Source organism: Anoxybacillus pushchinoensis (assembly GCF_900111795.1).
GTDB lineage: Bacteria > Bacillota > Bacilli > Bacillales > Anoxybacillaceae > Anoxybacillus > Anoxybacillus pushchinoensis.
In genome coordinates this window covers 33,812-55,925 of record NZ_FOJQ01000013.1, presented here as the reverse complement: position 1 = coordinate 55,925, position 22,114 = coordinate 33,812, and the positions used below count along the sequence as shown (strand labels likewise).

Here is a 22,114-nt window from a genome sequence, read left to right as displayed (position 1 = left end):
CCGCGGGCCCATCCTGTAGCGGCAGCTTGCGCCGCCTTTCAACGAAACGTCATGCGACATTTCGTGTTATCCGGTATTAGCACCGATTTCTCGGTGTTATCCCCGTCTACAGGGCAGGTTGCCCACGTGTTACTCACCCGTCCGCCGCTAACGATTCAAAAGCAAGCTTTTGAATCGTCCGCTCGACTTGCATGTATTAGGCACGCCGCCAGCGTTCGTCCTGAGCCAGGATCAAACTCTCCATAGAAAGTTTATCTCTCTAGCTTCATACGCTTTTCGCTTCGTTCAGTTTTCAAGGAACATGTTTGTCTAACGACGACTTTAGTATTTTATCACTTCTTCTTGTTTACGTCAACATCATTTTGTACTGACGCTGACGACGTTTATTAATTTAACATACAAAACATTTTATTGTCAACAATATTCTTTTAAAAAATGTTGTTATTTATTCATTCATCATATCATGATGTTTTTTGCATAAGATGGTCATAAAAAGGACAAGGGGGGACAAATATTGAAGTTTTTTTATATTCTCGACGGAAAGAAAATAAAAAAGTGGCTTCTCATCATATCAATCGCCTTTGTTACAGCCTCCATTTTGTATATTCAACAAATCGCAAATGAATCTGTATTTTCCAACGATCTTGGGCCGAAAGCAATTTACAGAGTCGAAAATAAAAAAAATGAGCTCGCCCTAACATTTGACATTAGTTGGGGAGAAACAAATGCTATTCCTATTTTAAACGTATTAAAAAAACATGATGTAAAGGCCACGTTTTTCCTATCTGCTTCTTGGGCAGAGCGTCATCCTCGCATCGTGAAAAAAATTGTAGAGGATGGTCATGAAATCGGAAGTATGGGCTACGAATATAAAAACTATACCGAGCTTGAACGAGGGAAAATTATCCGTGATTTAGCACAAGCTAAAAAAGTATTTGATACGTTAGGGATGAAACACGTCTCTTTTCTTCGTGTGCCAACAGGAAATTTTAACAAAAACGTTCTAAAAACTGTTCATTCTTTCGGCTATACTGTCGTGCATTGGAGTGTTGATTCAAAAGATTGGCTTAATCCTGGGGTAAACTCGATCGTACAAAATGTTACAGAAAACGCGAAAAGCGGAGATATTGTATTACTCCACGCATCAGATTCGGCGAAACAAACCGCTCAAGCGTTAGAACAAATCATTATATGGATGAAAAAAGAAGGATATAAAAGTGTACCAATATCTGATCTTGTCAACAACGCGCATATAAAAAGCAAAGAAATAAAATGAGGCTGTACCGCCTCATTTTATTTACGTAAAAGTCTATGCAAAACGAGCAATTGATACGCATTACAAATTAACAATGGAAACAACATTAAATATAGCCAATTTTCTTCGTTAATTCTCAATACTGGGAACCATTCAATCACTGTAACAACAACCATGAAAAACAATGCAGGCACAAACGCCTCTCTATTTGTTTCCCTCATTTTTACATATGCAACAACAAGTCCGAACACAAAAATAAACAAGGCCACAAGCACATAACTAACAATCGATTCTCCTTGTTCAGCAAACAACTGGTAACGGAAATAAACAAGGTCAAATAAAACGAAGGCGATTAAGACAATTTGCACAGCATTCCATAACTGAACTGAACGAAAAATCCCGAGACCAAAGCGATGAATCGTTAAATATGCAAAGAAACCCATTTGACTAATGACACTAAAAATAAAGCCTACGCCGATCAGCCAAACGAGAACAGATAAAATCTCTTTTATCTCAAAAGATACAAAAAGATGAGCATATTCATTCCACTTCACAACGAAGCCAACAATTCCAGTGCTTATGCCACCGACAAACAATGTAGAAAAGAACAATTGAACCCACTTTCGAATATTCACCTATGCAACCTCCACTTTTTCAATATTCCTTTCAAAATTCTATCAACGAAATAAGAAAAATGCTAGCGAATATTTCTGCAAAGAACATTGAATATTAACAGTAAGGAAACTTGTTGAAAGGAGCCTTTGGTAATGAAACGAACATTTCTGCTCCTCGTATTTAGTTATGTATTAACACTGGCAGGGTGTGCCCAGCAAGAAAAAACCGTTGTTCAACCCGATTACGATCAAACGAAAAAAATGGTCGTCGACATTTTAAAAACGGATGAAGGGAAAGAGGCAATTCAAGAAGTAATGGGAGATGAAAAAGTCAAACAACAACTCGTTATCGATCAACAAATAGTAAAAAAAACAATTGAAGAAACGTTAACTTCAGACAAAGGAAAGACATTTTGGAAAAAAGCATTTGAGGATCCAAAGTTTGCTCAAAATTTTGCCAAAAGCATGCAAGAAGAACATGAAAAATTGTTGAAAGCGCTCATGAAAGATCCTGAATATCAAGCAATGATTGTAGACATTATGCAAAATCCAGAGATAAAAAAACTGATACAAACGGAAATAAAAAATAAAGATTTTCGCGCTCACTTGCAAAAAGTGATTACAGAAACTTTTAGCAGCCCGCTATTTAAAGCAAAAATTGAAGACATTCTTATGAAGGCAGCGGAGGAGATGCAAGGGGAGAAGAAGAAAACTGATGAGGAAGAGTCAAGCGGCGAAGAGCAAACAGCATGAGGGGCTCAATCGCCCCTCATCGCAATTTCGCAATGATTTTTCTTGCAATATCCATATACACTTTTCCGATCGGATGATCTTCCCCATATACTGAAGGGGCGAAATCATCATCGTTCCAATCTGGTTGTCCGAGCGGCAGTTGTCCTAATAAATCCGTCTGCAGTTCTTCAGCTAACTTTTGACCGCCACCTTTTCCAAAAATGTATTCTTTTTCCCCCGTCGTTTTGCTTTCAAAATATGACATATTTTCAATGACACCGACAACTTCATGATTTGTACGTACCGCCATCGCTCCCGCCCTCGCTGCTACAAAAGCTGCTGTTGGATGAGGAGTCGTCACTATAATTTCTTTCGATGTTGGGAGCATTGTATGCACATCTAACGCCACATCGCCTGTACCTGGAGGCAAATCTAATAATAAATAATCCAACTCTCCCCATTCCACTTCATCAAAAAAGTTTTTTAACATCTTCCCAAGCATCGGGCCGCGCCAAATGACCGGGGAATTATCTTCTACAAAAAAGCCCATAGAAATAACTTTTACTCCGAACCGTTCAACTGGGATGATTTTTTCCCCACGAACAATAGGGCGCTCAGTGATGCCCATCATGTCTGGTACGCTAAACCCATAAATGTCAGCGTCAATTAAACCGACTTTTTTACCAAGCCTTGCAAGCGAAACAGCTAAGTTAACGGAAACAGTCGATTTTCCTACTCCACCTTTTCCACTTGCGATCGCCAAATAAATCGGCTCATTTACCATTCGCTCTTCTTCTAACGGCAATTGAGCAAAGCGAAGTCCAACAGAAGACGCCCCTGCATCTTTTAAACGTTGCACAACGGTTTGTTGTACTTGAAGTTGTTGAGCCGTTTCCGTTTTAGCTAGAGCAATTTTCACACTCACTAGCCCTTTTTCTTCATTTATCTTGACTTCTTGAATGGCCCCTGTTTCTTTAAACGTTTTTTTCAAAAAAGGGTCATAAATTGTTTCGAGCAGTTCCACAACTTGTTTTTCTGTCAACATCGCGCCTCACCAATCCTTATGTATTCGGTTTCACACTTTCAATATAACATAATTTTCTTAATAAAAAAATGAATCCCTCTCATTCAGAAGGATCGAGTTCATTTGATACATAGCGCAAAACACCTTTGTAAATCGAAGCGGCAAGCTTTTCTTGATACGATGGAGACGATAACAACATTCGCTCTTCTTCATTGGACAAAAAGCCTACCTCAACTAAAACTCCTGGCTTTTTTGCTTTTTTTAATAAATATACTGTTTGAATCGGTTTCGCCAATCGGTCTGTATTTTCCAAATTACCGCGTAGCTCTTGTTGAATAAACTTAGCTAATCGTTCATTCTCCTTTAACGAAGGATAATAAAACACTTGCGCGCCTTTCCATTTCGGTGAAGGGATCGCATTTAAATGGATGCTAATAAAAAAATTAGCTTCTGACTCATTAACAAATTGAACTCGTCGTTGTAAATCTTCTATTTTCCTCCGACTATATCCTCTCGTTTGCTTGCTTGCTAAATCGTAATCCCCTTCTCTTGTCATTTGAACGAGCGCACCTTGTTGTTGTAAGTAATCACGTAATTTTAGCGCTACATGAAGAGCTATTTCTTTCTCAATTACATCTCCCCCAATCGCCCCCCCGTCAGGGCCGCCGTGCCCTGGGTCAAGAATGATTACCTTCCCTGATAACGGTAAGCTCCATGCTTTCCACGAGCGATCGCTTAACACGTAAAACTGTAACAAAAGGACAAAAACGATAAAAAGAACGATAACGCGTATTTTCATCCCTTCTCCTCCCCACTATTTATGTTATATGGGACAAGAGAAGAATTTAGAACGGTTATTTTAAACGAAGCTTTTGACGACGCAATCCTTTTTCCATTCCCTCTTCCCACCATACGTCGATATAGCGAGCACATACATCGTATATTCCATCTCTCCACTGTTTCATGTACTCATGTAGCTCATGAATGAGCTGCTCATACTCATCTATACAACGACTTTTTACCGTTTCGATTTTCTCGCCGTAATATGCAAATCGACTATAATGCGCCCCGAGTAAGTACGCTTCAACCGCAGCGTCAATACAAATGTTTTCAATGACATGAGAGATAATCATATATCGTTGCCAATATGTATGTACACGTCTACACAATTCACGATAAGAAAGATCCCGCAATACGTTTCGTTCATAAGTAAGCTGTTTTTCTAATTTCTTCGCTGTAAATGATGTAAGCATTCCCATTTTGCTGTCCCTCCTTATGTATATTGTTTGCATGTGACAAAGGAACATACAAAAAAAAATCTCGGCAAAATAATTGCCGAGATTTGTTGAAATTAACGTTTTGAGAATTGTGGTGCACGACGAGCGCCTTTGAGACCGTATTTTTTACGCTCTTTCACACGAGAATCACGCGTTAACAAGCCTGCACGTTTTAATATTTGACGATATTCAGGGTCAACTTGTAACAATGCACGAGCAATGCCATGACGGATTGCGCCTGCCTGACCTGTGAATCCACCGCCGCTTACGTTTACTAGTACATCGTAGCTACCGAATGTTTCTGTTAAAACAAGTGGTTGTTTTACAACTTCAACTAATGACTCGTATGGAACGTAATCACGAATGTCACGACCATTTACGATAATGCGTCCTTCACCTGGAACGAGACGCACGCGCGCAACTGAGCTTTTGCGACGGCCTGTGCCGTAGTATTGTACCTGTGCCAAAATAATGCCCTCCTTTTAATCAATTATCCGCGAAGTTCATAAACTTCTGGTTTTTGTGCTTGATGCGGATGTTCACTTCCGCGATAAACGTGCAATTTTTTGAACATTTGACGACCAAGGCTACCTTTTGGAAGCATGCCGCGAATCGCTTTTTCAAGCATTTGTTCTGGGTAATTTGTGCGCATTTCAAGCGCTGTTCTTACCTTTAATCCACCTGGATGTAAGCTATGACGATAGTATAATTTGTCTGTTAATTTTTTACCTGTTAACTCAATTTTCTCTGCGTTGATGATGATAACATGATCACCTGTGTCAACGTGCGGTGTGTAAGTTGGTTTATGTTTACCGCGCAAAATTGCAGCAACTTCACTAGCAAGACGTCCTAACGTTTTGCCTTCTGCATCAACAACGTACCATTTACGTTCTACTTCGTTTGGCTTCGCCATATACGTACGCATTTGTTTTCCCTCCTAAAATAAAAAATAAACAAGCGATATTTATTTCAACACGATTAAATTCCGGGGCTAATCGTGGGTTTAAAATACATACCATATGATATAATATCTCTTCTTTAACTCAATGTCAAGAAAATGTTACACCTGGATTAGTTGTCATACGAAACGTGCCATAAATATAGGCCGTGACCTGGAGCCGTCTTCCCTGCAGCACTCCGATTTCTTTGTTGCAAAATTGTTTTCATTTCTTGTGCGCACCGCTCCCCACGTCCGACTTCTAGCACCGTACCAACAATGATGCGAACCATATTGTACAAAAAGCCGTTGCCAACAAGGCGAAAAATGAGCTCTTCTCCTTCTTGGATGATTTCCGCCTCATAAATTGTGCGAACTTTATCATCCACTTCAGTTTTCGCCGAACAAAAGCTTGTAAAATCATGCGTCCCGACAAGATAATGTAACGCTTCATTCATTGCTGTTATATTTAGTGGATACGGATAATAATACGCATAATGACGCAAAAACACATTCCGCTCCCCGGTCCATACGCGATAACGGTATTCCTTCTTTTTCACGCTAAACCGAGCATGAAAAGCAGAGGACACTTCGCTCGCTTGTTTAACAATCACGTCATCAGGAAGAAGGGCATTTAACGCTTTTGGCCACTTTTCATCAGGAATCGCAAGCGGTGTATCGAAATGAATGACTTGTCCTTGTGCATGAACAGTTGCGTCCGTCCGACCTGAGGCGTGTACGCGAACGAATTGTCCTTTATGAATAATGGAAAGGGCACGTTCAAGCTCCCCTTGTACTGTTCGCTTTTGTTGTTGAATTTGATATCCTGCAAAATGTGTACCATCATACGCAATAATACATTTTATTCTTCTCGTCATCTGAACTTAGCCCCTTTTACGAACGAAGTAAACATAACGCAATGGCCAATAAGGTAAGCAAAAGCATAAAAACCGTATCTGCACGCTTCCACGTCAACTCGCGCCATTTTGTCCGATAGTTCCCTCCGCGATACCCGCGCACTTCCATCGCCACAGCCAGTTCTTCTGCGCGCTTAAATGCGCTAATAAATAAAGGTACGAGCAAAGCCGTCATCGCTTTCATTCGTTCTGATAATGGACCGCTTGAAAAATCAACACCTCGCGCCATTTGAGCTTTCATAATTTTTTCCGTTTCTTCCATCAGCGTTGGAATGAAACGAAGGGAAATAGACATCATTAACGCCAGCTCATGAACAGGTATATTCCATTTTTTTAAAGGCGAAAGTAACGACTCCATACCATCTGTCACTTCAATCGGGGTTGTTGTTAAAGTTAATAATGTAGTTACAACGATTAGAAGCAAAAAGCGCAAAGAGATAAACGCTCCTTGTTGAATACCTTTATCATACACTTCGATTCCAAACCATTGAAACACGACATGTCCTTCTTTTGTTAATAGAACATGGAGAAGAAAGGTAAAGACAATGACCCATAAAATCGGTTTTAAACCTTTTAACATAAACGTAATTGGAATGCGCGATAAAACAAATAAGGCGCACGTAAAACAAGTTAATAGCCCATATGTCCACCCGTTATTGGCAAGAAACACGATAAAGACGTAAATAAACATCATGATGAGCTTTGTACGTGGATCGAGCCGATGGATGAGAGAGTCTCCAGGAACATATTTTCCAATAATCATACTGTTCATCATGTGCGTTTCACCCTAGCAAATAGCATTTGTAATGATTGAACGATATCTTCCATCGTTAAACACGGTGCGTCGAATTGTACGCCAAATTTTTGTTCGATGGCTCGCTGAAACAATATCGTTTCAGGTACATCTAATCCGAGATGTAGTAAATCATCGACGTGACGGAAAATTTGCTCCGGCGTCCCTCTTCGCACAATCGTCCCTTGATGCATGATGATAATCTCATCGGCATAACGTGCTGCTTCTTCCATACTATGTGTGACGAGCACAATCGTCATCCGTTTTTGTTGTTGAAGGCTAGCGAACATCTCCATCATTTCTTTTCGACCACGAGGATCTAATCCAGCAGTCGGTTCATCTAACACAAGCACTTCTGGCTCCATCGCCAAAACGCCTGCGATGGCGACACGACGCATTTGTCCCCCACTTAAAGCAAATGGTGATTTATGCCGCACATCCTCTGACAAACCAACAAGTGTTAACCATTCACGCACACGAGCTTTTGCATCTTCTTCTTTCATACCGAAATTCATCGGACCGAAGCAAATATCTTTTTCTACTGTTTCTTCAAATAGTTGATGTTCAGGAAATTGAAACACGATTCCTACTTTTTTTCGCAAAGGCTTTAACTGTTTTTCTTTCTTTCCTGCTGTTATTGTATAATCCCCGAGATGAACAGTCCCTTTTGTCGGCTGGAGTAAGCCATTCAAATGTTGCAAAAAAGTGGACTTCCCTGATCCTGTATGACCGATCACGGCGACATACGACCCGCTCCGAATATCAACATGAATATCGTACAACGCCCGTTTCTCAAAAGGGGTATTTACTTGGTAACGGTGTTCGACATCGCGGAATACAATGTCCATAATTCACTCACCAACCCCTCCATATTTAGATGATCCATTGTAAGCGGAATATGCTTTTGTTTCAATTGTTGACTTAATTGAAGGGAAAACGGCAAGTCTAATCCCATTTGCTCTAATTTCGATCCGTATGAAAAAATGTGCGCAGGCGTCCCTTCTAACACGATGCGTCCCTTATTCATCACAAGTACACGATCAGCTTTTGCGACTTCGTTTAAGTCGTGAGTAATAGAGATGACTGTCATATGATGCTCGCGTCGAAGCGATTCCATCACATGAAGAACTTCTTTTTTTCCACTTGGATCAAGCATTGATGTCGCCTCATCTAAAATAATGACATTTGGCTGAAGAGCGATGGCGCTTGCAATGGCGACACGTTGTTTTTGTCCACCTGATAAGCGATGCGGCTCGTGATGAATAAAATCTTCCATTTTTACCTTTTTCAATGCTTCATTTATACGTTTTGACATCTCATCTTTTTGTATCCCTTGATTTTCAAGACCAAAAGCAACGTCATCTTGGACAGTCGTTCCAACAAATTGGTTATCTGGGTTTTGGAAAACAATCCCTAGTCGTTTTCGAACGTCCCATACTGTTTCTTCATTTAACGGAATACCGCATACGTGAATCGTTCCACTCGTAGATGGCAATAGGCCAATCAACAATTTAGCAAGCGTCGATTTCCCTGATCCGTTATGTCCAACAATTGTTACCCATTCTCCTTTATACACTTGGAATGAAATGTTTTGTAACGCGTATATGTTTTCGTTTGCATACTGAAAACTTACGTCTTCTACACGTACTACAACTTCCACGTTTCTCTCCTCATCTCTTCTGAATTTTCTTACTCTCTACTCTACTACAAAAAAGAAAACAAAAAAAGGGCATAGATCCAGTTCAAAAACTGTCTCGCCCTTGTAAAAACATATTAAACTAGTTCAATAATCACCATTGGCGCACCGTCACCGCGACGTGGTCCAAGTTTCATAATGCGTGTATAACCACCTTGACGGTCTTGATAACGTGGTGCGATATCGCTGAACAATTTTTGAATCGCATCTTGACCTGTTTCTGTGTTTGCTACTTCTTTGCGAACGAATGCAGCCGCTTGACGACGTGCATGCAAATCGCCGCGCTTTCCTAATGTAATCATTTTTTCTACAACAGAACGCAACTCTTTTGCACGAGCTTCTGTTGTTTCAATTCGCTCATTAATGATTAAGTCTGTCACTAAATCACGAAGCAATGCTTTACGTTGAGAGCTTGTGCGTCCTAATTTTCTGTAAGACATGTGATGTCCCTCCTTTATTTCACTTTTAACATGAAAATGCCTAGTTAACCAAACGCTTAACTAGTCATCTTTACGTAAGCTTAATCCTAGCTCTTCTAGCTTCGCTTTTACTTCCTCAAGCGACTTGCGGCCTAAGTTGCGCACTTTCATCATATCTTCTTCCGTTTTTTGAGCAAGCTCTTGCACTGTGTTGATGCCAGCACGCTTTAAGCAGTTGTACGAACGAACAGAAAGATCAAGCTCTTCAATTGTCATTTCGAGCACTTTTTCTTTTTGGTCTTCTTCTTTTTCGATCATGATTTCAGCATGTTGTGCTTCGTCTGTTAAGTTCACAAAAATGTTCAAGTGCTCTGTTAAAATTTTTGCCCCTAGTGAGATTGCTTCTTTCGGGCCGATGCTACCATCTGTCCACACGTCGATCGTTAACTTGTCGTAGTTTGTCATTTGACCGACGCGCGTATTTTCGACTTGGTACGATACGCGCGATACCGGCGTATAAATGGAATCGATCGGGATAACACCTATCGGTTGATCCTCGCGCTTATTAGCATCAGCTGGTGTATACCCACGCCCGCGCTTCGCTGTCATTCTCATGCGCAAACGACCGTCTTTTGCCAAAGTAGCAATATGAAGGTCTGGATTGAGAATTTCTACATCGCTATCGTGAGTAATATCCGCAGCTGTAACGACTCCTTCACCCTGTACATCAATCTCAAGCGTCTTTTCTTCGTCCGAGTAAATTTTTAGCGCTAGCTTTTTAACATTTAAAATGATCGTTGTTACATCTTCCACGACGCCATCAATTGTTGAAAATTCGTGCAATACACCATCTATTTGAACAGATGTTACAGCGGCACCAGGGAGTGAGGATAACAGGATACGACGTAAGGAGTTACCCAAAGTTGTACCATATCCACGCTCAAGTGGTTCAACGACGAATTTGCCATATTTGGCATCCTCGCTGATTTCAACCGTTTCGATTTTCGGCTTTTCGATTTCCAACATTCCTTTAACCCTCCTTCAAAACGTCGAAACCCCGATTAAACCGATGACAGCTCAATCGAAATTCCCCCATGAATAAGTTCCCGAATGTGCACAACAACTGTTTTTCATTTCCCTGTAAGAATGACTATATCCCATTATTGACACATACGCAAATTCTATACAGAGAAATTAAACACGACGACGTTTTGGCGGACGGCATCCGTTATGTGGAACCGGTGTAACATCTTTGATCGCTGTAATTTCTAGCCCAGCCGCTTGAAGTGCACGAATTGCTGCTTCACGACCAGCACCCGGACCTTTTACGTTTACTTCAACAGTTTTCATGCCATGCTCCATAGATGCTTTTGCAGCAGCTTCTGCAGCCATTTGTGCAGCGAACGGAGTTGACTTACGAGAGCCTTTAAAGCCTAACGCACCTGCACTTGACCAAGAAATTGCATTTCCATGAACGTCTGTAATTGTGACGATTGTGTTGTTAAAAGTCGAACGGATATGAGCAATACCAGATTCAATGTTCTTTTTTACACGACGTTTACGCGTATTCGTTTTACGTGCCATTCGTTCATGAACCTCCTTTACTTAATTATTTTTTCTTGTTCGCTACTGTACGACGTGGACCTTTACGTGTACGAGCGTTGTTTTTCGTATTTTGGCCACGAACTGGCAATCCGCGACGATGACGAAGACCACGATAGCAACCGATCTCCATTAAACGTTTAATGTTTAAAGATACTTCGCGACGAAGATCTCCTTCTACCTTCAAGCGATCTACGATTTCACGAATTTTCCCTAATTCTTCTTCTGTTAAGTCGCGAACGCGAGTGTCTTCAGATACGCCAGCCTCTGCTAAGATTTTTTGTGCAGTTGCTTTACCGATTCCGTAAATGTATGTTAATGAAATGACTACACGTTTGTCACGAGGAATATCTACACCTGCAATACGTGCCATGATTTGTACACCTCCTCAAGTTTTATCCTTGTTTTTGTTTATGCTTTGGATTTTCACAAATAACCATAATTTTTCCGCGTCTGCGAATAACTTTGCATTTTTCGCAAATCGGTTTTACAGATGGTCTAACTTTCATGAGAACTTACCTCCTTGTTCGTGCGGAGTGTTATTTATATCGATACGTAATTCTTCCACGTGTTAAATCGTAAGGTGATAACTCAACTGTTACTTTATCACCTGGTAAAATGCGAATAAAATGCATGCGAATTTTACCTGAAACGTGAGCTAAAACGGTATGACCATTTTCAAGTTCCACTCGGAACATCGCATTCGGCAACGTTTCAACGACTGTACCTTCCACTTCAATTACATCGTCTTTCGCCATTGAACGGCTCTCCCTTCTTTTTTGAAATGAGTAACATGTTCAACTAACACGACCAGTTTACAGCTTACGATGCGCATCCGCAAAGAAGGTTAAAGCGTTCAAAGTGTTGTTAAAATTTCATATCCCGCCTCAGTAATCGCAATCGTATGTTCAAAATGAGCACAAAGCTTGCCATCTACTGTGACGACTGTCCAATTATCTTCTAACGTGCGAACATAACGGGTTCCTGCATTCACCATCGGCTCAATGCACAGAACCATGCCTGGCTTTAACCGCGGTCCCTTATTTGGCGGACCGTAATGTGGGATTTGCGGATCTTCATGTAAGTCTTGACCAATTCCATGTCCGACATACTCACGCACAACGGAAAAGTTATGCGCCTCAACGTATGTTTGGATCGCATGGGAAATGTTTGTTAACCGTGCGCCAGGTTTCGCTTCTTCCAATCCACGATACAATGACTGCTCTGTCACTTCTAAAAGCTTTTTCGCCTCTTCTGAAATGGCTCCGACTGGATATGTCCACGCCGAATCACCATGATATCCATTGTACTTTACGCCAATGTCGATGCTAATAATGTCCCCTTCGCGAAGCACACGGTCTCCTGGGACGCCGTGAACGAGCTCCTCGTTTACTGACGTACAAATGCTCCCACGAAATCCATTATATCCTTTAAACGAAGGAATTGCATCATGTTTGCGAATAAACGTTTCAGCAATATGATCGAGCTCTTTTGTCGTTATACCTGGCTCGATATATTTTTGTAACTCTTGATGAGTTAACGCAACAATTCGGCCAGCTTCACGCATAATTTCAATTTCACGCGGGGTTTTGCAAATGATCATTATTGTAAGCCCCCAAGTAATTCACAAATGTCAGCAAACACTTGATCAATATGTTGTTGTCCGTCAATGTTGCGCAAATACCCTTTCGCCGCGTAAAAATCAAGCAACGGCTGGGATTGCTTTATATTGACTTCAAGACGGTTCGCTACTGTCGCTTCGTTATCATCTGCACGTTGATACAACTCTCCACCGCATTTATCACAAACACCGACTTGTGCTGGCGGATTAAATACAAGATGATACGTTGCTCCGCATTCTTTACAAATGCGTCTACCTGTTAAACGTTCCATTAAAATGTTTTTGTCTACTTCAATGTTAATGACATAGTCGATGGAGCGGTTCAATTGTTGAAGAAGCGTTTCTAACGCTTCAGCTTGAGCAACTGTTCGCGGAAACCCATCAAGCAAAAAACCGTTTTGGCAATCGTCCTTGCTTAAACGCTCACGAACAATGCCGATTGTCACTTCATCTGGAACAAGATCACCGCGATCCATATATGATTTCGCCTTTAAACCGAGCTCTGTTCCCTCTTTCATCGCTGCTCGAAACATATCCCCAGTAGAAATGTGAGGAATTTTGTATTTCTCAACGATTTTCTCTGCCTGTGTGCCTTTTCCAGCTCCCGGCAGTCCCATCAATACTAAATTCATCAATTTCTCCCCCTCAGCTCTCTATATGAGGTAGAGGGAATAAAATTCCCAACACCTCTTTATTTAATAAAGCCTTTATAATGGCGCTTCACTAATTGGCTTTCTAGCTGCTTCATCGTCTCTAAAGCAACGCCAACGACGATTAGCAAGCTCGTTCCTCCAATTTGAGCAGAAGGCGGTAGTTTAGCGAACTCGATAAAGAAAACAGGAAGAACAGCGATTGCTGCTAAAAATAGAGCCCCAACGAAAGTTAAACGATACAAAACGCGTGTAATGAATTCTTGCGTGTTCTTTCCTGGACGAATGCCTGGAATGTAACCACCTTGCTTTTTCAAATTGTCCGCCATTTGTTCTGGATTGACTTGAACAAACGCATAAAAATACGTAAAGGCAACAATTAAAGCGACGTATATGAGCATACCAACTGGTTGTGTGTAGTCAAAAACTTTTTTGATCCACAATGTTACATCATTCGAGCCGAAAAACGATGCAATCGTCGGTGGAGTAATGATAAACGACACCGCAAAAATAACCGGAATAACACCTGCCGGGTTTACTTTTAACGGAATGTGTGTCGAATGACCACCTACTGGACTACGTCCTTCTAATCGCTTCGCATACTGAATCGGAATTTTCCGAAACGCTTGTTGAATATAAATGACGCCAACAATGACCGCTACAACTGCTAAAGCGATTAACGCTACTGTCACGATGCGTAAAAACAGCTGGTCACCAGCGTTTTCAAATTGTTGAACGTAAATTTGATTGAGTGTCATCGGAATGCTAGAAACGATCCCTGCAAAAATTAATACTGATATACCGTTTCCAACACCTTTGGCTGTAATTTGCTCACCAAGCCACATTAAAAAGGCTGTTCCAGCTGTTAAAACGAGCGCAATAAGCAAATATGTCGAGATGCCTGGGTTTTTAATAAGCATACCATCAGACATATTATGAAAGCCGTACGACATAGCAAACGCCTGGATAAAACCAAGCACAATTGTAAAATAGCGAGTAAACTGAGCAAGTTTACGGCGGCCTACTTCCCCTTGCTTCGACCATTCCGTAAATTTAGGAACAACATCCATCTGTAATAACTGTACGATGATGGATGCCGTAATATATGGCATAACGCCCATCGCAAAAATAGAAAAGTTTTGTAGAGCGCCACCACCGAACGTGTTCAATACACCAAAAGCGTTGAATTGATCTTGCATTTTTAGCACATCTGCATTTACACCCGGTACAGGAATAAACGTACCGATGCGAAATACAATGAGCATAAGAAGGGTGAATACAATTTTTCTTCTTATATCACCCACGCGCATAAAATTGGAGATTGTTCGAAACATTAAATCACCTCAGTCGTACCGCCAGCAGCTTCGATTGCTTCTTTTGCAGAAGCAGAGAATTTATGAGCTTTTACTGTTAATTTTTTTGTAAGCTCACCGTTTCCAAGAACTTTGATGCCTGCTTTCAATTTGCTTACTACGCCTGTTTCAAGCAACAATTCTGGTGTCACTTCCGTACCGTCTTCAAAGCGATTTAACACTTCGAGATTAACGATCGCATATTCTTTACGATGGATGTTTGTAAAGCCGCGTTTTGGTAAACGACGGAATAAAGGTGTTTGACCACCTTCAAAGCCGATGCGTACACCGCCGCCAGAGCGAGCGTTTTGCCCTTTATGTCCTCTACCAGAAGTTTTTCCGTTACCAGAGCCGATACCACGACCAACACGGTTACGTTCTTTACGGGAACCCGGTGCTGGTTGTAATTCATGTAGCTTCATGCCTAGGCACCTCCTTATTCTTCTAATTCTTTTACTGTTACAAGGTGAGAAACTTTATTGATCATCCCACGAATGGCTGGATTATCGTTATGAATAACTGTTTGATGCAATTTTCTTAAACCTAATGTTTTAACCGTCACGCGTTGGTCTTGCGGACGACCGATTACGCTGCGAGTGAGGGTAATTGCTAATTTTTTCGCCATCATTTTTCCCTCCCTTATCCTAACAGTTCCTCAACTGTTTTACCGCGCAATTTTGCAACATCTTCAGCACGTTTTAATTGCTTCAAACCGTCGATTGTTGCGCGCACCATATTGATTGGTGTGTTGGAACCAATTGACTTCGATAAAATATCGCTAATGCCTGCTAACTCTAATACCGCACGTGCAGGACCACCGGCGATAACTCCTGTACCTTCAGATGCTGGTTTTAAAATAATTTCACCTGCTCCGAAATGTCCGATTACTTCATGTGGAATCGTTGTACCAACGATCGGTACAGTAATTAAGTTTTTCTTCGCATCTTCAATTGCTTTACGAATTGCATCCGGAACTTCTTGAGCTTTTCCAGTTCCAAAGCCGACATGACCGTTTTTGTCACCAACAACGACTAACGCAGCGAAACGGAAACGACGTCCACCTTTTACAACTTTAGCTACGCGGTTAACGGCAACAACGCGTTCTTCTAGTTCAAGTTTATTTGGATCAATGCGACGCATCTCTGTCCCTCCTTCTTAATTAGAATTGTAATCCAGCTTCACGAGCAGCGTCTGCAAGTGCTTTAACACGTCCATGATATAAATATCCACCACGGTCAAATACAACCGATGTAATTCCTTTTTCAAGTGCACGTTTAGCAATTAATTCGCCCACTTTTTGAGCTGCTTCAACATTGCCCGTTGATTCTAAATCGAAATCTTTATCTAATGTTGACGCGCTAACAAGCGTCACAGCTTTCATATCGTCAATGATTTGTGCATAAATGTGTTTGTTTGAACGGAACACATTTAAGCGTGGACGTTCCGCAGTTCCTACTACTTTACGACGAACACGAGCGTGTCTTTTTTTGCGAACTGCATTTTTATCAAGCTTAGTGATCATTCGTGTCACTCCTTTCATTTACCTAAGCAGCATTATTTCTTACCAGTTTTACCTTCTTTACGACGTACAACTTCGCCTTCGTAACGAATACCTTTTCCTTTGTAAGGCTCTGGTGAACGAACGGCACGAATGTTTGCTGCTAATTCACCAACGCGTTGTTTGTCCGCACCTTTAACAATAATTTTTGTTTGTGAAGGAACTTCGATTTCAAGTCCTTCTTCAGGCTCAATTTCAACAGGATGAGAGTATCCTACGCTTAACACGAGCTTTTTCCCTTGCTTTGTCGCACGGTAACCGACACCGACAAGCTCAAGTGCACGCTCATAGCCTTTCGAAACACCTTCAACCATGTTTGCAAGTAAGCTACGAGTCGTTCCATGAAGCGCACGATGATGTTTCTCATCGCTTGGACGCTCAACTGTTAAAACGTTACCTTCTAATTTAATGATCATATCTGGATGGAACGTACGAGTAAGTTCACCTTTCGGACCTTTTACAGTAACTGTGTTACCGTTTAATGTAACTGTAACACCAGCTGGAATTTCCAATGGTTTTTTACCAACACGTGACATGTATTACACCTCCATTCGTTGCAAAATAATTACCAAATGTATGCTAACACTTCGCCGCCAGTGCGTTTTTGACGTGCTTCTTTGTCGGTTAAAATACCTTGAGATGTTGAAAGAATTGCAATTCCTAATCCGTTCAATACGCGTGGAACTTCGTCCGCTTTTGCATATACGCGCAAACCAGGTTTGCTAATGCGTTTAAGACCTGTAATTACGCGTTCATTGTTTGGACCGTACTTTAAGAAAATACGAAGAATACCTTGTTTGTTATCTTCAATATATTCGACATCACGAATGAAACCTTCACGCTTTAAAATTTCAGCGATTTCTCTTTTAATTTTTGAAGCAGGAACTTCAAGTTTCTCGTGACGCACCATGTTCGCATTACGAATGCGAGTAAGCATATCTGCAATTGGATCTGTCATCACCATTATGTTTTACCTCCTTCCCAACTCATGGGTTTATTACCAGCTTGCTTTTTTCACACCAGGAATTTGACCTTTATACGCTAATTCACGGAAACAAATACGGCAAAGTTTAAATTTGCGATACACGGAGTGTGGACGTCCACAACGCTCACAACGAGTGTACGCTTGCACTTTAAACTTTGGTGTGCGTTTTTGTTTCGCGATCATTGATTTTTTAGCCACGTTTTCGCCTCCCTCTTTTTACGAATGGGAATGATTATTTTTGGAATGGCATACCGAGCAATGCAAGTAATTCACGAGCTTCCTCGTCTGTTTTCGCAGTTGTAACGATCACGATGTCCATACCGCGAACTTTGTTTACTTTATCGTAATCAATTTCTGGGAAAATTAATTGCTCTTTTACACCTAACGTGTAGTTTCCGCGTCCGTCAAACGATTTTTTAGAAACGCCACGGAAGTCGCGCACGCGCGGTAAAGAAACGGAAACAAGCTTATCGAAAAACTCGTACATACGCTCACCGCGAAGAGTTACTTTCGCACCGATTGGCATTCCTTCACGAAGACGGAAACCTGCGATTGATTTTTTCGCGCGTGTAACAACTGGTTTTTGACCAGAAATTAATGCGAGTTCTTCTACAGCGTTATCTAACGCTTTCGCGTTTTGTACCGCATCACCAACACCCATGTTGATGACGATTTTTTCGATTTTTGGAACTTGCATCACAGATTTATAGTTAAACTTGCTCATAAGAGCAGGAACAACTTCTTTCAAATACTTTTCTTTAAGGCGGTTCATTTGAGTACCTCCCTTCCTCAATCACTTCATTATTTATCTAAAATTTCACCAGAGCGTTTCGCATAGCGAACTTTTTTACCGTCGACTACTTTATATCCAACACGAGTTGGTAATCCTGTTTTTGGATCAAGAGGCATTACGTTTGAAACGTGGATTGGCGCCTCTTGGCTGATGATGCCGCCTTGTGGATTTGCTTGAGAAGGTTTTACATGTTTTTTGACGATATTCACACCTTCAACAAGCACTCGGTTTTTCTTTGGAAACGCAGCGAGGATAACGCCTTGTTTGCCTTTATCTTTACCAGAGATCACTTGTACTTTATCACCTTTTTTTACATGCATCTGAATCGCACCTCCTTAAAAGGCTTTTCCTTTTCATTAAATCACTTCTGGAGCTAAAGAAACGATTTTCATAAAGTCTTTTTCACGCAATTCGCGAGCAACTGGTCCGAAAATACGTGTACCGCGTGGGCTCTTGTCATCACGAATGATTACGCAAGCATTTTCATCAAAGCGAATGTAAGAGCCATCTGTACGGCGCACGCCACGTTTCGTACGAACGACAACCGCTTTAACAACTTGACCTTTTTTAACAACGCCACCTGGTGTTGCATCTTTAACAGTCGCTACAACGATGTCGCCCACATTCGCATAACGACGACCAGAACCACCTAGCACTTTAATAACAAGCACTTCACGTGCACCAGAGTTATCAGCAACTTTCATACGAGTTTCTTGTTGAATCATTGACGAAACCTCCTTTCGGATTTGTATCCATCATACCGAACATATTCATTAAATGATTACAGCTTTTTCAACCACTTCAACAAGACGGAAACGTTTTGTTGCAGAAAGAGGACGTGTTTCCATAATTTTTACGATGTCGCCCACTTTTGCCACGTTGTTTTCGTCATGCGCTTTATATTTCTTTGAATACTTTACGCGTTTGCCGTAAAGAGGATGCTTTTTATAAGTTTCTACAAGAACCGTGATTGTTTTATCCATTTTGTCAGAAACAACACGGCCAACGAGAACTTTACGATTGTTGCGTTCACTCATTGTGCGAACCTCCTCTCGATATCAATTATTTGTTAGCAGCGATCTCTCTTTCGCGAATAACAGTTTTCATACGCGCAATCGCTTTGCGTACTTCACGAATACGAGCTGTATTCTCTAATTGACCTGTTGCCAATTGGAAGCGAAGGTTGAATAACTCTTCTTTCAACGCTTTAATCTTTTGTTCAATCTCGGCAGTGGTAAGTTCACGAATTTCTTTAGCTTTCATTTGATTCACCACCAATTTCTTCACGTTTTACGAATTTACATTTGATTGGAAGTTTATGAGAAGCAAGACGTAACGCTTCACGTGCTACTTCTTCAGAAACCCCAGCGATTTCAAACATGACTTTACCAGGTTTAACAACAGCTACCCAACCTTCTGGAGCACCTTTACCGGAACCCATGCGCACTTCAAGTGGTTTTGCTGTGTATGGCTTTGAAGGGAAAATTTTAATCCATACTTTACCGCCACGTCTCATGTAACGAGTCATCGCACGACGAGCAGCCTCGATTTGACGGTTTGTAATCCATGCTGGTTCTAACGCTTGTAAACCGTATTCACCAAAATGTACTTCCGTACCGCCTTTTGCGCGACCTTTCATACGACCGCGATGTTCACGACGATATTTTACGCGTTTTGGCATTAACATGATTAATTTCCTCCTTCCTCAGTTTTCTTTTTCGCAGGAAGGACTTCTCCACGATAAATCCATACTTTCACGCCGATTTTTCCGTATGTTGTGTCTGCTTCTGCCGTTGCGTAATCAATGTCAGCGCGAAGAGTATGAAGTGGGACTGTTCCTTCACTGTAATGTTCTGAGCGAGCAATATCTGCTCCACCTAGACGACCAGATACCATCGTTTTAATTCCTTTTGCACCTGCGCGCATTGTGCGTTGGATCGCTTGTTTTTGCGCACGACGGAAAGATACGCGATTTTCAATTTGACGCGCGATGTTTTCTGCAACAAGTTTCGCTTCTAAATCTGGCTTTTTAATTTCAACGATGTTGATATGAACGCGTTTGCCAGTTAGTTCGTTCAACGCTTTGCGAAGCGCTTCAACTTCAGATCCACCTTTACCGATAACCATTCCTGGTTTCGCTGTGTGGATAGTGATGTTCACACGGTTTGCCGCACGCTCGATCTCAATGCGAGAAACAGCTGCATCGCTTAAACGCTTTGTAAGGTATTCACGAATTTTAAGATCTTCGTGTAAAAGGTCCGCATAATCTTTTTCAGCGTACCATCTTGATTCCCAATCACGGATAATACCAATGCGAAGACCGATTGGATTCACCTTTTGACCCACTGATTATCCCTCCTTCTTTTCTGAAACAACGATCGTGATATGGCTTGTGCGTTTGTTAATTGCGCTCGCACGACCTTGTGCACGAGGACGGAAACGTTTCAATGTTGGTCCTTCGTTCACATAAGCCTCTGTAACAACAAGCTTGTTAACGTCCATGTCATAGTTATGTTCTGCATTTGCCACTGCAGATTTTAATACTTTCTCGATAATTGGAGAAGCAGCTTTTGGCGTATGACGAAGAATGGCAACTGCTTCACCTACTTGCTTTCCTCGAATTAAGTCAATGACTAAGCGAGCTTTACGAGGAGCAATTCGAACCGTTCTAGCAACAGCTTTAGCTTGCATAATGAAAGCCTCCTCTCATATTAACGTCTTGTTTTCTTATCATCAGCAGCATGGCCTTTGTATGTGCGCGTTGGCGCAAATTCACCGAGCTTATGACCAACCATGTCCTCTGTGATGTAAACCGGAACGTGTTTACGACCATCGTAAACAGCGATCGTATGACCGATGAATTGCGGGAAAATAGTTGAACGACGAGACCATGTTTTGATTACTTGTTTTTGTCCAGTTTCGTTCAATTTCTCAATTTTTTTCATTAAATGATCATCACAAAAAGGACCTTTTTTCAAGCTGCGACCCATAAGTGAACCTCCTTTCGTGATTGCTCTACGGTTCTTTTGAACCGTAGCTCAACCCCGTTATTTTTTACGACGACGTACAATAAATTTGTCGGATTTGTTTTTCTTTTTGCGTGTTTTGAATCCAAGCGTTGGTTTACCCCATGGAGTCATTGGAGACTTACGTCCGATCGGTGCTTTACCTTCACCACCACCATGTGGGTGATCAACAGGGTTCATAACAGAACCGCGAACTGTCGGACGAATACCTAACCAACGAGCGCGTCCAGCTTTACCGATGTTCACAAGCTCATGTTGTTCGTTACCAACTTGACCGACTGTCGCGCGGCAAGTTGCTAAAATCATACGAACTTCACCTGAAGATAAACGAACAAGTACATATTTACCCTCTTTACCTAACACTTGCGCAGATGTACCTGCAGCACGCACTAATTGTCCACCTTTACCAGGTTTCAACTCAATGTTGTGAATTACTGTACCAACTGGAATGTTTGCTAAAGGTAATGCATTACCTACTTTAATATCCGCATCTGGACCTGACATGACTTCCATGCCAACTTCTAAGTTTTTCGGAGCGATAATGTAACGCTTTTCACCATCTGCGTAATGAATTAACGCGATGTTCGCAGAACGGTTTGGATCGTATTCGATTGTAGCAACGCGTCCTGGAATGCCATCTTTATCACGTTTGAAGTCAATAATACGGTATTGACGTTTATGACCGCCACCTTGGTGACGAACAGTCAGTTTACCTTGGTTGTTACGACCGCCTTTTTTCTTTAAAGGCGCAAGCAACGATTTTTCCGGCTTATCTGTTGTAAGCTCAGAGAAGTCTAAAACCGTCATACCACGACGACCGTTAGACGTTGGCTTATATTTTTTAATCGCCATGTCCGTTTCCC

At 41.4% G+C, this 22,114-nt stretch carries 38 protein-coding genes and 1 rRNA gene; 2 read left to right on the top strand and 37 right to left on the bottom strand.

The genetic code is table 11. The features are described from left to right. Window positions 1-247 (bottom strand): 16S ribosomal RNA (locus tag BM213_RS05660); the annotation flags it as partial. A gap of 267 nt (window positions 248-514) precedes the next feature. Here BM213_RS05660 and pdaB point away from each other — a divergent pair. Continuing rightward, entirely contained in the window at window positions 515-1,276 is a 762-nt protein-coding gene (gene pdaB, locus BM213_RS05655) for a polysaccharide deacetylase family sporulation protein PdaB (RefSeq protein WP_091701828.1), read from the top strand. A 17-nt stretch (window positions 1,277-1,293) separates the two neighbouring features. Here the strand turns inward: pdaB and BM213_RS05650 are convergent, their stop codons facing one another. After that, on the bottom strand, window positions 1,294-1,890 hold the full coding sequence (locus BM213_RS05650) for a KinB-signaling pathway activation protein (protein WP_091701825.1): 597 nt from the start codon (window positions 1,888-1,890) through the stop codon (window positions 1,294-1,296). A gap of 132 nt (window positions 1,891-2,022) precedes the next feature. On the opposite strand from BM213_RS05650, the gene gerD reads away from it, so the two are divergent. Further along, entirely contained in the window at window positions 2,023-2,622 is a 600-nt protein-coding gene (gene gerD, locus BM213_RS05645) for a spore germination lipoprotein GerD (protein WP_091701823.1), read from the top strand. 16 nt (window positions 2,623-2,638) lie between these two features. Here the strand turns inward: gerD and BM213_RS05640 are convergent, their stop codons facing one another. The 35 genes from BM213_RS05640 to rplB form a co-directional block, all read right to left on the bottom strand. Next, complete coding sequence (locus BM213_RS05640) at window positions 2,639-3,646, bottom strand: Mrp/NBP35 family ATP-binding protein (RefSeq protein ID WP_091701820.1); 1,008 nt, start codon at window positions 3,644-3,646, stop codon at window positions 2,639-2,641. A gap of 79 nt (window positions 3,647-3,725) precedes the next feature. Next, a complete protein-coding gene (gene cwlD, locus BM213_RS05635; RefSeq protein WP_091701818.1) occupies window positions 3,726-4,424 on the bottom strand; it encodes an N-acetylmuramoyl-L-alanine amidase CwlD in 699 nt (232 codons plus the stop codon). A gap of 55 nt (window positions 4,425-4,479) precedes the next feature. After that, window positions 4,480-4,884 (bottom strand): DUF2521 family protein, encoded by a 405-nt coding sequence (locus BM213_RS05630; protein ID WP_004888712.1) that lies wholly within the window; start codon window positions 4,882-4,884, stop codon window positions 4,480-4,482. Window positions 4,885-4,976: 92 nt separating this feature from the next. Beyond that, the gene (gene rpsI, locus BM213_RS05625; protein WP_091701815.1) at window positions 4,977-5,369 is read right to left on the bottom strand and encodes a 30S ribosomal protein S9; all 393 of its coding nucleotides are present in this window, start codon (window positions 5,367-5,369) and stop codon (window positions 4,977-4,979) included. 23 nt (window positions 5,370-5,392) lie between these two features. Next, a complete protein-coding gene (gene rplM / locus BM213_RS05620) occupies window positions 5,393-5,827 on the bottom strand; it encodes a 50S ribosomal protein L13 (protein WP_003397700.1) in 435 nt (144 codons plus the stop codon). 146 nt (window positions 5,828-5,973) lie between these two features. Then, window positions 5,974-6,717 carry a tRNA pseudouridine(38-40) synthase TruA gene (truA, locus tag BM213_RS05615; protein ID WP_091701813.1) on the bottom strand — a complete coding sequence of 248 codons (744 nt, stop codon included), beginning with the start codon at window positions 6,715-6,717 and terminating at the stop codon, window positions 5,974-5,976. A 16-nt stretch (window positions 6,718-6,733) separates the two neighbouring features. Then, window positions 6,734-7,531 carry an energy-coupling factor transporter transmembrane component T family protein gene (locus tag BM213_RS05610; protein WP_091701810.1) on the bottom strand — a complete coding sequence of 266 codons (798 nt, stop codon included), beginning with the start codon at window positions 7,529-7,531 and terminating at the stop codon, window positions 6,734-6,736. Then, window positions 7,528-8,397, bottom strand: coding sequence for an energy-coupling factor ABC transporter ATP-binding protein (locus BM213_RS05605; protein ID WP_091701808.1), 870 nt, complete (start codon window positions 8,395-8,397; stop codon window positions 7,528-7,530). Before BM213_RS05605 ends, BM213_RS05610 begins: the two co-directional genes overlap by 4 nt. Then, window positions 8,355-9,209: an energy-coupling factor ABC transporter ATP-binding protein gene (locus BM213_RS05600; protein WP_091701805.1), complete on the bottom strand. Its 855-nt coding sequence runs from the start codon at window positions 9,207-9,209 to the stop codon at window positions 8,355-8,357. The genes BM213_RS05605 and BM213_RS05600 overlap by 43 nt, the downstream gene beginning before the upstream one ends. Before the next feature lie 113 nt (window positions 9,210-9,322). Next, window positions 9,323-9,685 carry a 50S ribosomal protein L17 gene (rplQ, locus tag BM213_RS05595; RefSeq protein ID WP_003397694.1) on the bottom strand — a complete coding sequence of 121 codons (363 nt, stop codon included), beginning with the start codon at window positions 9,683-9,685 and terminating at the stop codon, window positions 9,323-9,325. Between the two features lie 60 nt (window positions 9,686-9,745). Beyond that, window positions 9,746-10,690: a DNA-directed RNA polymerase subunit alpha gene (locus tag BM213_RS05590; RefSeq protein WP_003397693.1), complete on the bottom strand. Its 945-nt coding sequence runs from the start codon at window positions 10,688-10,690 to the stop codon at window positions 9,746-9,748. A 168-nt stretch (window positions 10,691-10,858) separates the two neighbouring features. After that, a complete protein-coding gene (gene rpsK, locus BM213_RS05585; RefSeq protein WP_003397692.1) occupies window positions 10,859-11,248 on the bottom strand; it encodes a 30S ribosomal protein S11 in 390 nt (129 codons plus the stop codon). 25 nt (window positions 11,249-11,273) lie between these two features. Beyond that, window positions 11,274-11,639, bottom strand: a complete 366-nt coding sequence (rpsM, locus tag BM213_RS05580) for a 30S ribosomal protein S13 (RefSeq protein WP_003397691.1) — start codon at window positions 11,637-11,639, stop codon at window positions 11,274-11,276. A 22-nt stretch (window positions 11,640-11,661) separates the two neighbouring features. Then, window positions 11,662-11,775 (bottom strand): 50S ribosomal protein L36, encoded by a 114-nt coding sequence (gene rpmJ, locus BM213_RS05575; RefSeq protein WP_091701801.1) that lies wholly within the window; start codon window positions 11,773-11,775, stop codon window positions 11,662-11,664. A gap of 30 nt (window positions 11,776-11,805) precedes the next feature. Further along, a complete protein-coding gene (infA, locus tag BM213_RS05570) occupies window positions 11,806-12,024 on the bottom strand; it encodes a translation initiation factor IF-1 (RefSeq protein ID WP_003247618.1) in 219 nt (72 codons plus the stop codon). Window positions 12,025-12,122: 98 nt separating this feature from the next. Continuing rightward, entirely contained in the window at window positions 12,123-12,869 is a 747-nt protein-coding gene (gene map / locus BM213_RS05565) for a type I methionyl aminopeptidase (RefSeq protein WP_091701799.1), read from the bottom strand. Then, window positions 12,869-13,519: an adenylate kinase gene (locus BM213_RS05560; RefSeq protein ID WP_091701796.1), complete on the bottom strand. Its 651-nt coding sequence runs from the start codon at window positions 13,517-13,519 to the stop codon at window positions 12,869-12,871. Before BM213_RS05560 ends, map begins: the two co-directional genes overlap by 1 nt. A gap of 59 nt (window positions 13,520-13,578) precedes the next feature. Next, window positions 13,579-14,871, bottom strand: a complete 1,293-nt coding sequence (secY, locus tag BM213_RS05555; protein WP_091701793.1) for a preprotein translocase subunit SecY — start codon at window positions 14,869-14,871, stop codon at window positions 13,579-13,581. Then, entirely contained in the window at window positions 14,871-15,311 is a 441-nt protein-coding gene (gene rplO / locus BM213_RS05550) for a 50S ribosomal protein L15 (protein ID WP_003397686.1), read from the bottom strand. Before rplO ends, secY begins: the two co-directional genes overlap by 1 nt. Before the next feature lie 14 nt (window positions 15,312-15,325). Then, window positions 15,326-15,514 carry a 50S ribosomal protein L30 gene (gene rpmD / locus BM213_RS05545; RefSeq protein WP_091701790.1) on the bottom strand — a complete coding sequence of 63 codons (189 nt, stop codon included), beginning with the start codon at window positions 15,512-15,514 and terminating at the stop codon, window positions 15,326-15,328. Window positions 15,515-15,528: 14 nt separating this feature from the next. Beyond that, window positions 15,529-16,029, bottom strand: coding sequence for a 30S ribosomal protein S5 (gene rpsE, locus BM213_RS05540; RefSeq protein WP_003397684.1), 501 nt, complete (start codon window positions 16,027-16,029; stop codon window positions 15,529-15,531). A gap of 19 nt (window positions 16,030-16,048) precedes the next feature. Next, entirely contained in the window at window positions 16,049-16,411 is a 363-nt protein-coding gene (gene rplR / locus BM213_RS05535; RefSeq protein WP_003397682.1) for a 50S ribosomal protein L18, read from the bottom strand. A 32-nt stretch (window positions 16,412-16,443) separates the two neighbouring features. Next, window positions 16,444-16,983, bottom strand: a complete 540-nt coding sequence (gene rplF / locus BM213_RS05530; RefSeq protein WP_004888688.1) for a 50S ribosomal protein L6 — start codon at window positions 16,981-16,983, stop codon at window positions 16,444-16,446. Between the two features lie 29 nt (window positions 16,984-17,012). Next, window positions 17,013-17,411 (bottom strand): 30S ribosomal protein S8, encoded by a 399-nt coding sequence (rpsH, locus tag BM213_RS05525; RefSeq protein ID WP_003397680.1) that lies wholly within the window; start codon window positions 17,409-17,411, stop codon window positions 17,013-17,015. Between the two features lie 33 nt (window positions 17,412-17,444). Then, complete coding sequence (gene rpsN, locus BM213_RS05520) at window positions 17,445-17,630, bottom strand: 30S ribosomal protein S14 (protein WP_003397678.1); 186 nt, start codon at window positions 17,628-17,630, stop codon at window positions 17,445-17,447. 34 nt (window positions 17,631-17,664) lie between these two features. Further along, on the bottom strand, window positions 17,665-18,204 hold the full coding sequence (gene rplE, locus BM213_RS05515) for a 50S ribosomal protein L5 (RefSeq protein WP_003397677.1): 540 nt from the start codon (window positions 18,202-18,204) through the stop codon (window positions 17,665-17,667). 29 nt (window positions 18,205-18,233) lie between these two features. Further along, window positions 18,234-18,545: a 50S ribosomal protein L24 gene (rplX, locus tag BM213_RS05510; RefSeq protein WP_003397676.1), complete on the bottom strand. Its 312-nt coding sequence runs from the start codon at window positions 18,543-18,545 to the stop codon at window positions 18,234-18,236. Between the two features lie 36 nt (window positions 18,546-18,581). Further along, window positions 18,582-18,950, bottom strand: a complete 369-nt coding sequence (rplN, locus tag BM213_RS05505) for a 50S ribosomal protein L14 (RefSeq protein ID WP_003397675.1) — start codon at window positions 18,948-18,950, stop codon at window positions 18,582-18,584. Between the two features lie 48 nt (window positions 18,951-18,998). After that, window positions 18,999-19,262: a 30S ribosomal protein S17 gene (gene rpsQ / locus BM213_RS05500; protein WP_091701788.1), complete on the bottom strand. Its 264-nt coding sequence runs from the start codon at window positions 19,260-19,262 to the stop codon at window positions 18,999-19,001. Between the two features lie 25 nt (window positions 19,263-19,287). Beyond that, the gene (rpmC, locus tag BM213_RS05495) at window positions 19,288-19,488 is read right to left on the bottom strand and encodes a 50S ribosomal protein L29 (protein WP_003397671.1); all 201 of its coding nucleotides are present in this window, start codon (window positions 19,486-19,488) and stop codon (window positions 19,288-19,290) included. Then, window positions 19,478-19,912, bottom strand: a complete 435-nt coding sequence (rplP, locus tag BM213_RS05490) for a 50S ribosomal protein L16 (RefSeq protein WP_003397670.1) — start codon at window positions 19,910-19,912, stop codon at window positions 19,478-19,480. The genes rpmC and rplP overlap by 11 nt, the downstream gene beginning before the upstream one ends. 2 nt (window positions 19,913-19,914) lie before the next feature. Beyond that, on the bottom strand, window positions 19,915-20,571 hold the full coding sequence (rpsC, locus tag BM213_RS05485) for a 30S ribosomal protein S3 (protein WP_091701785.1): 657 nt from the start codon (window positions 20,569-20,571) through the stop codon (window positions 19,915-19,917). Between the two features lie 3 nt (window positions 20,572-20,574). Then, the gene (gene rplV, locus BM213_RS05480) at window positions 20,575-20,916 is read right to left on the bottom strand and encodes a 50S ribosomal protein L22 (protein WP_003397665.1); all 342 of its coding nucleotides are present in this window, start codon (window positions 20,914-20,916) and stop codon (window positions 20,575-20,577) included. A 20-nt stretch (window positions 20,917-20,936) separates the two neighbouring features. Further along, window positions 20,937-21,215, bottom strand: coding sequence for a 30S ribosomal protein S19 (gene rpsS, locus BM213_RS05475; protein WP_003397663.1), 279 nt, complete (start codon window positions 21,213-21,215; stop codon window positions 20,937-20,939). A gap of 57 nt (window positions 21,216-21,272) precedes the next feature. Then, window positions 21,273-22,103 (bottom strand): 50S ribosomal protein L2, encoded by an 831-nt coding sequence (gene rplB, locus BM213_RS05470; protein ID WP_091701782.1) that lies wholly within the window; start codon window positions 22,101-22,103, stop codon window positions 21,273-21,275. Window positions 22,104-22,114 lie beyond the last annotated feature (11 nt).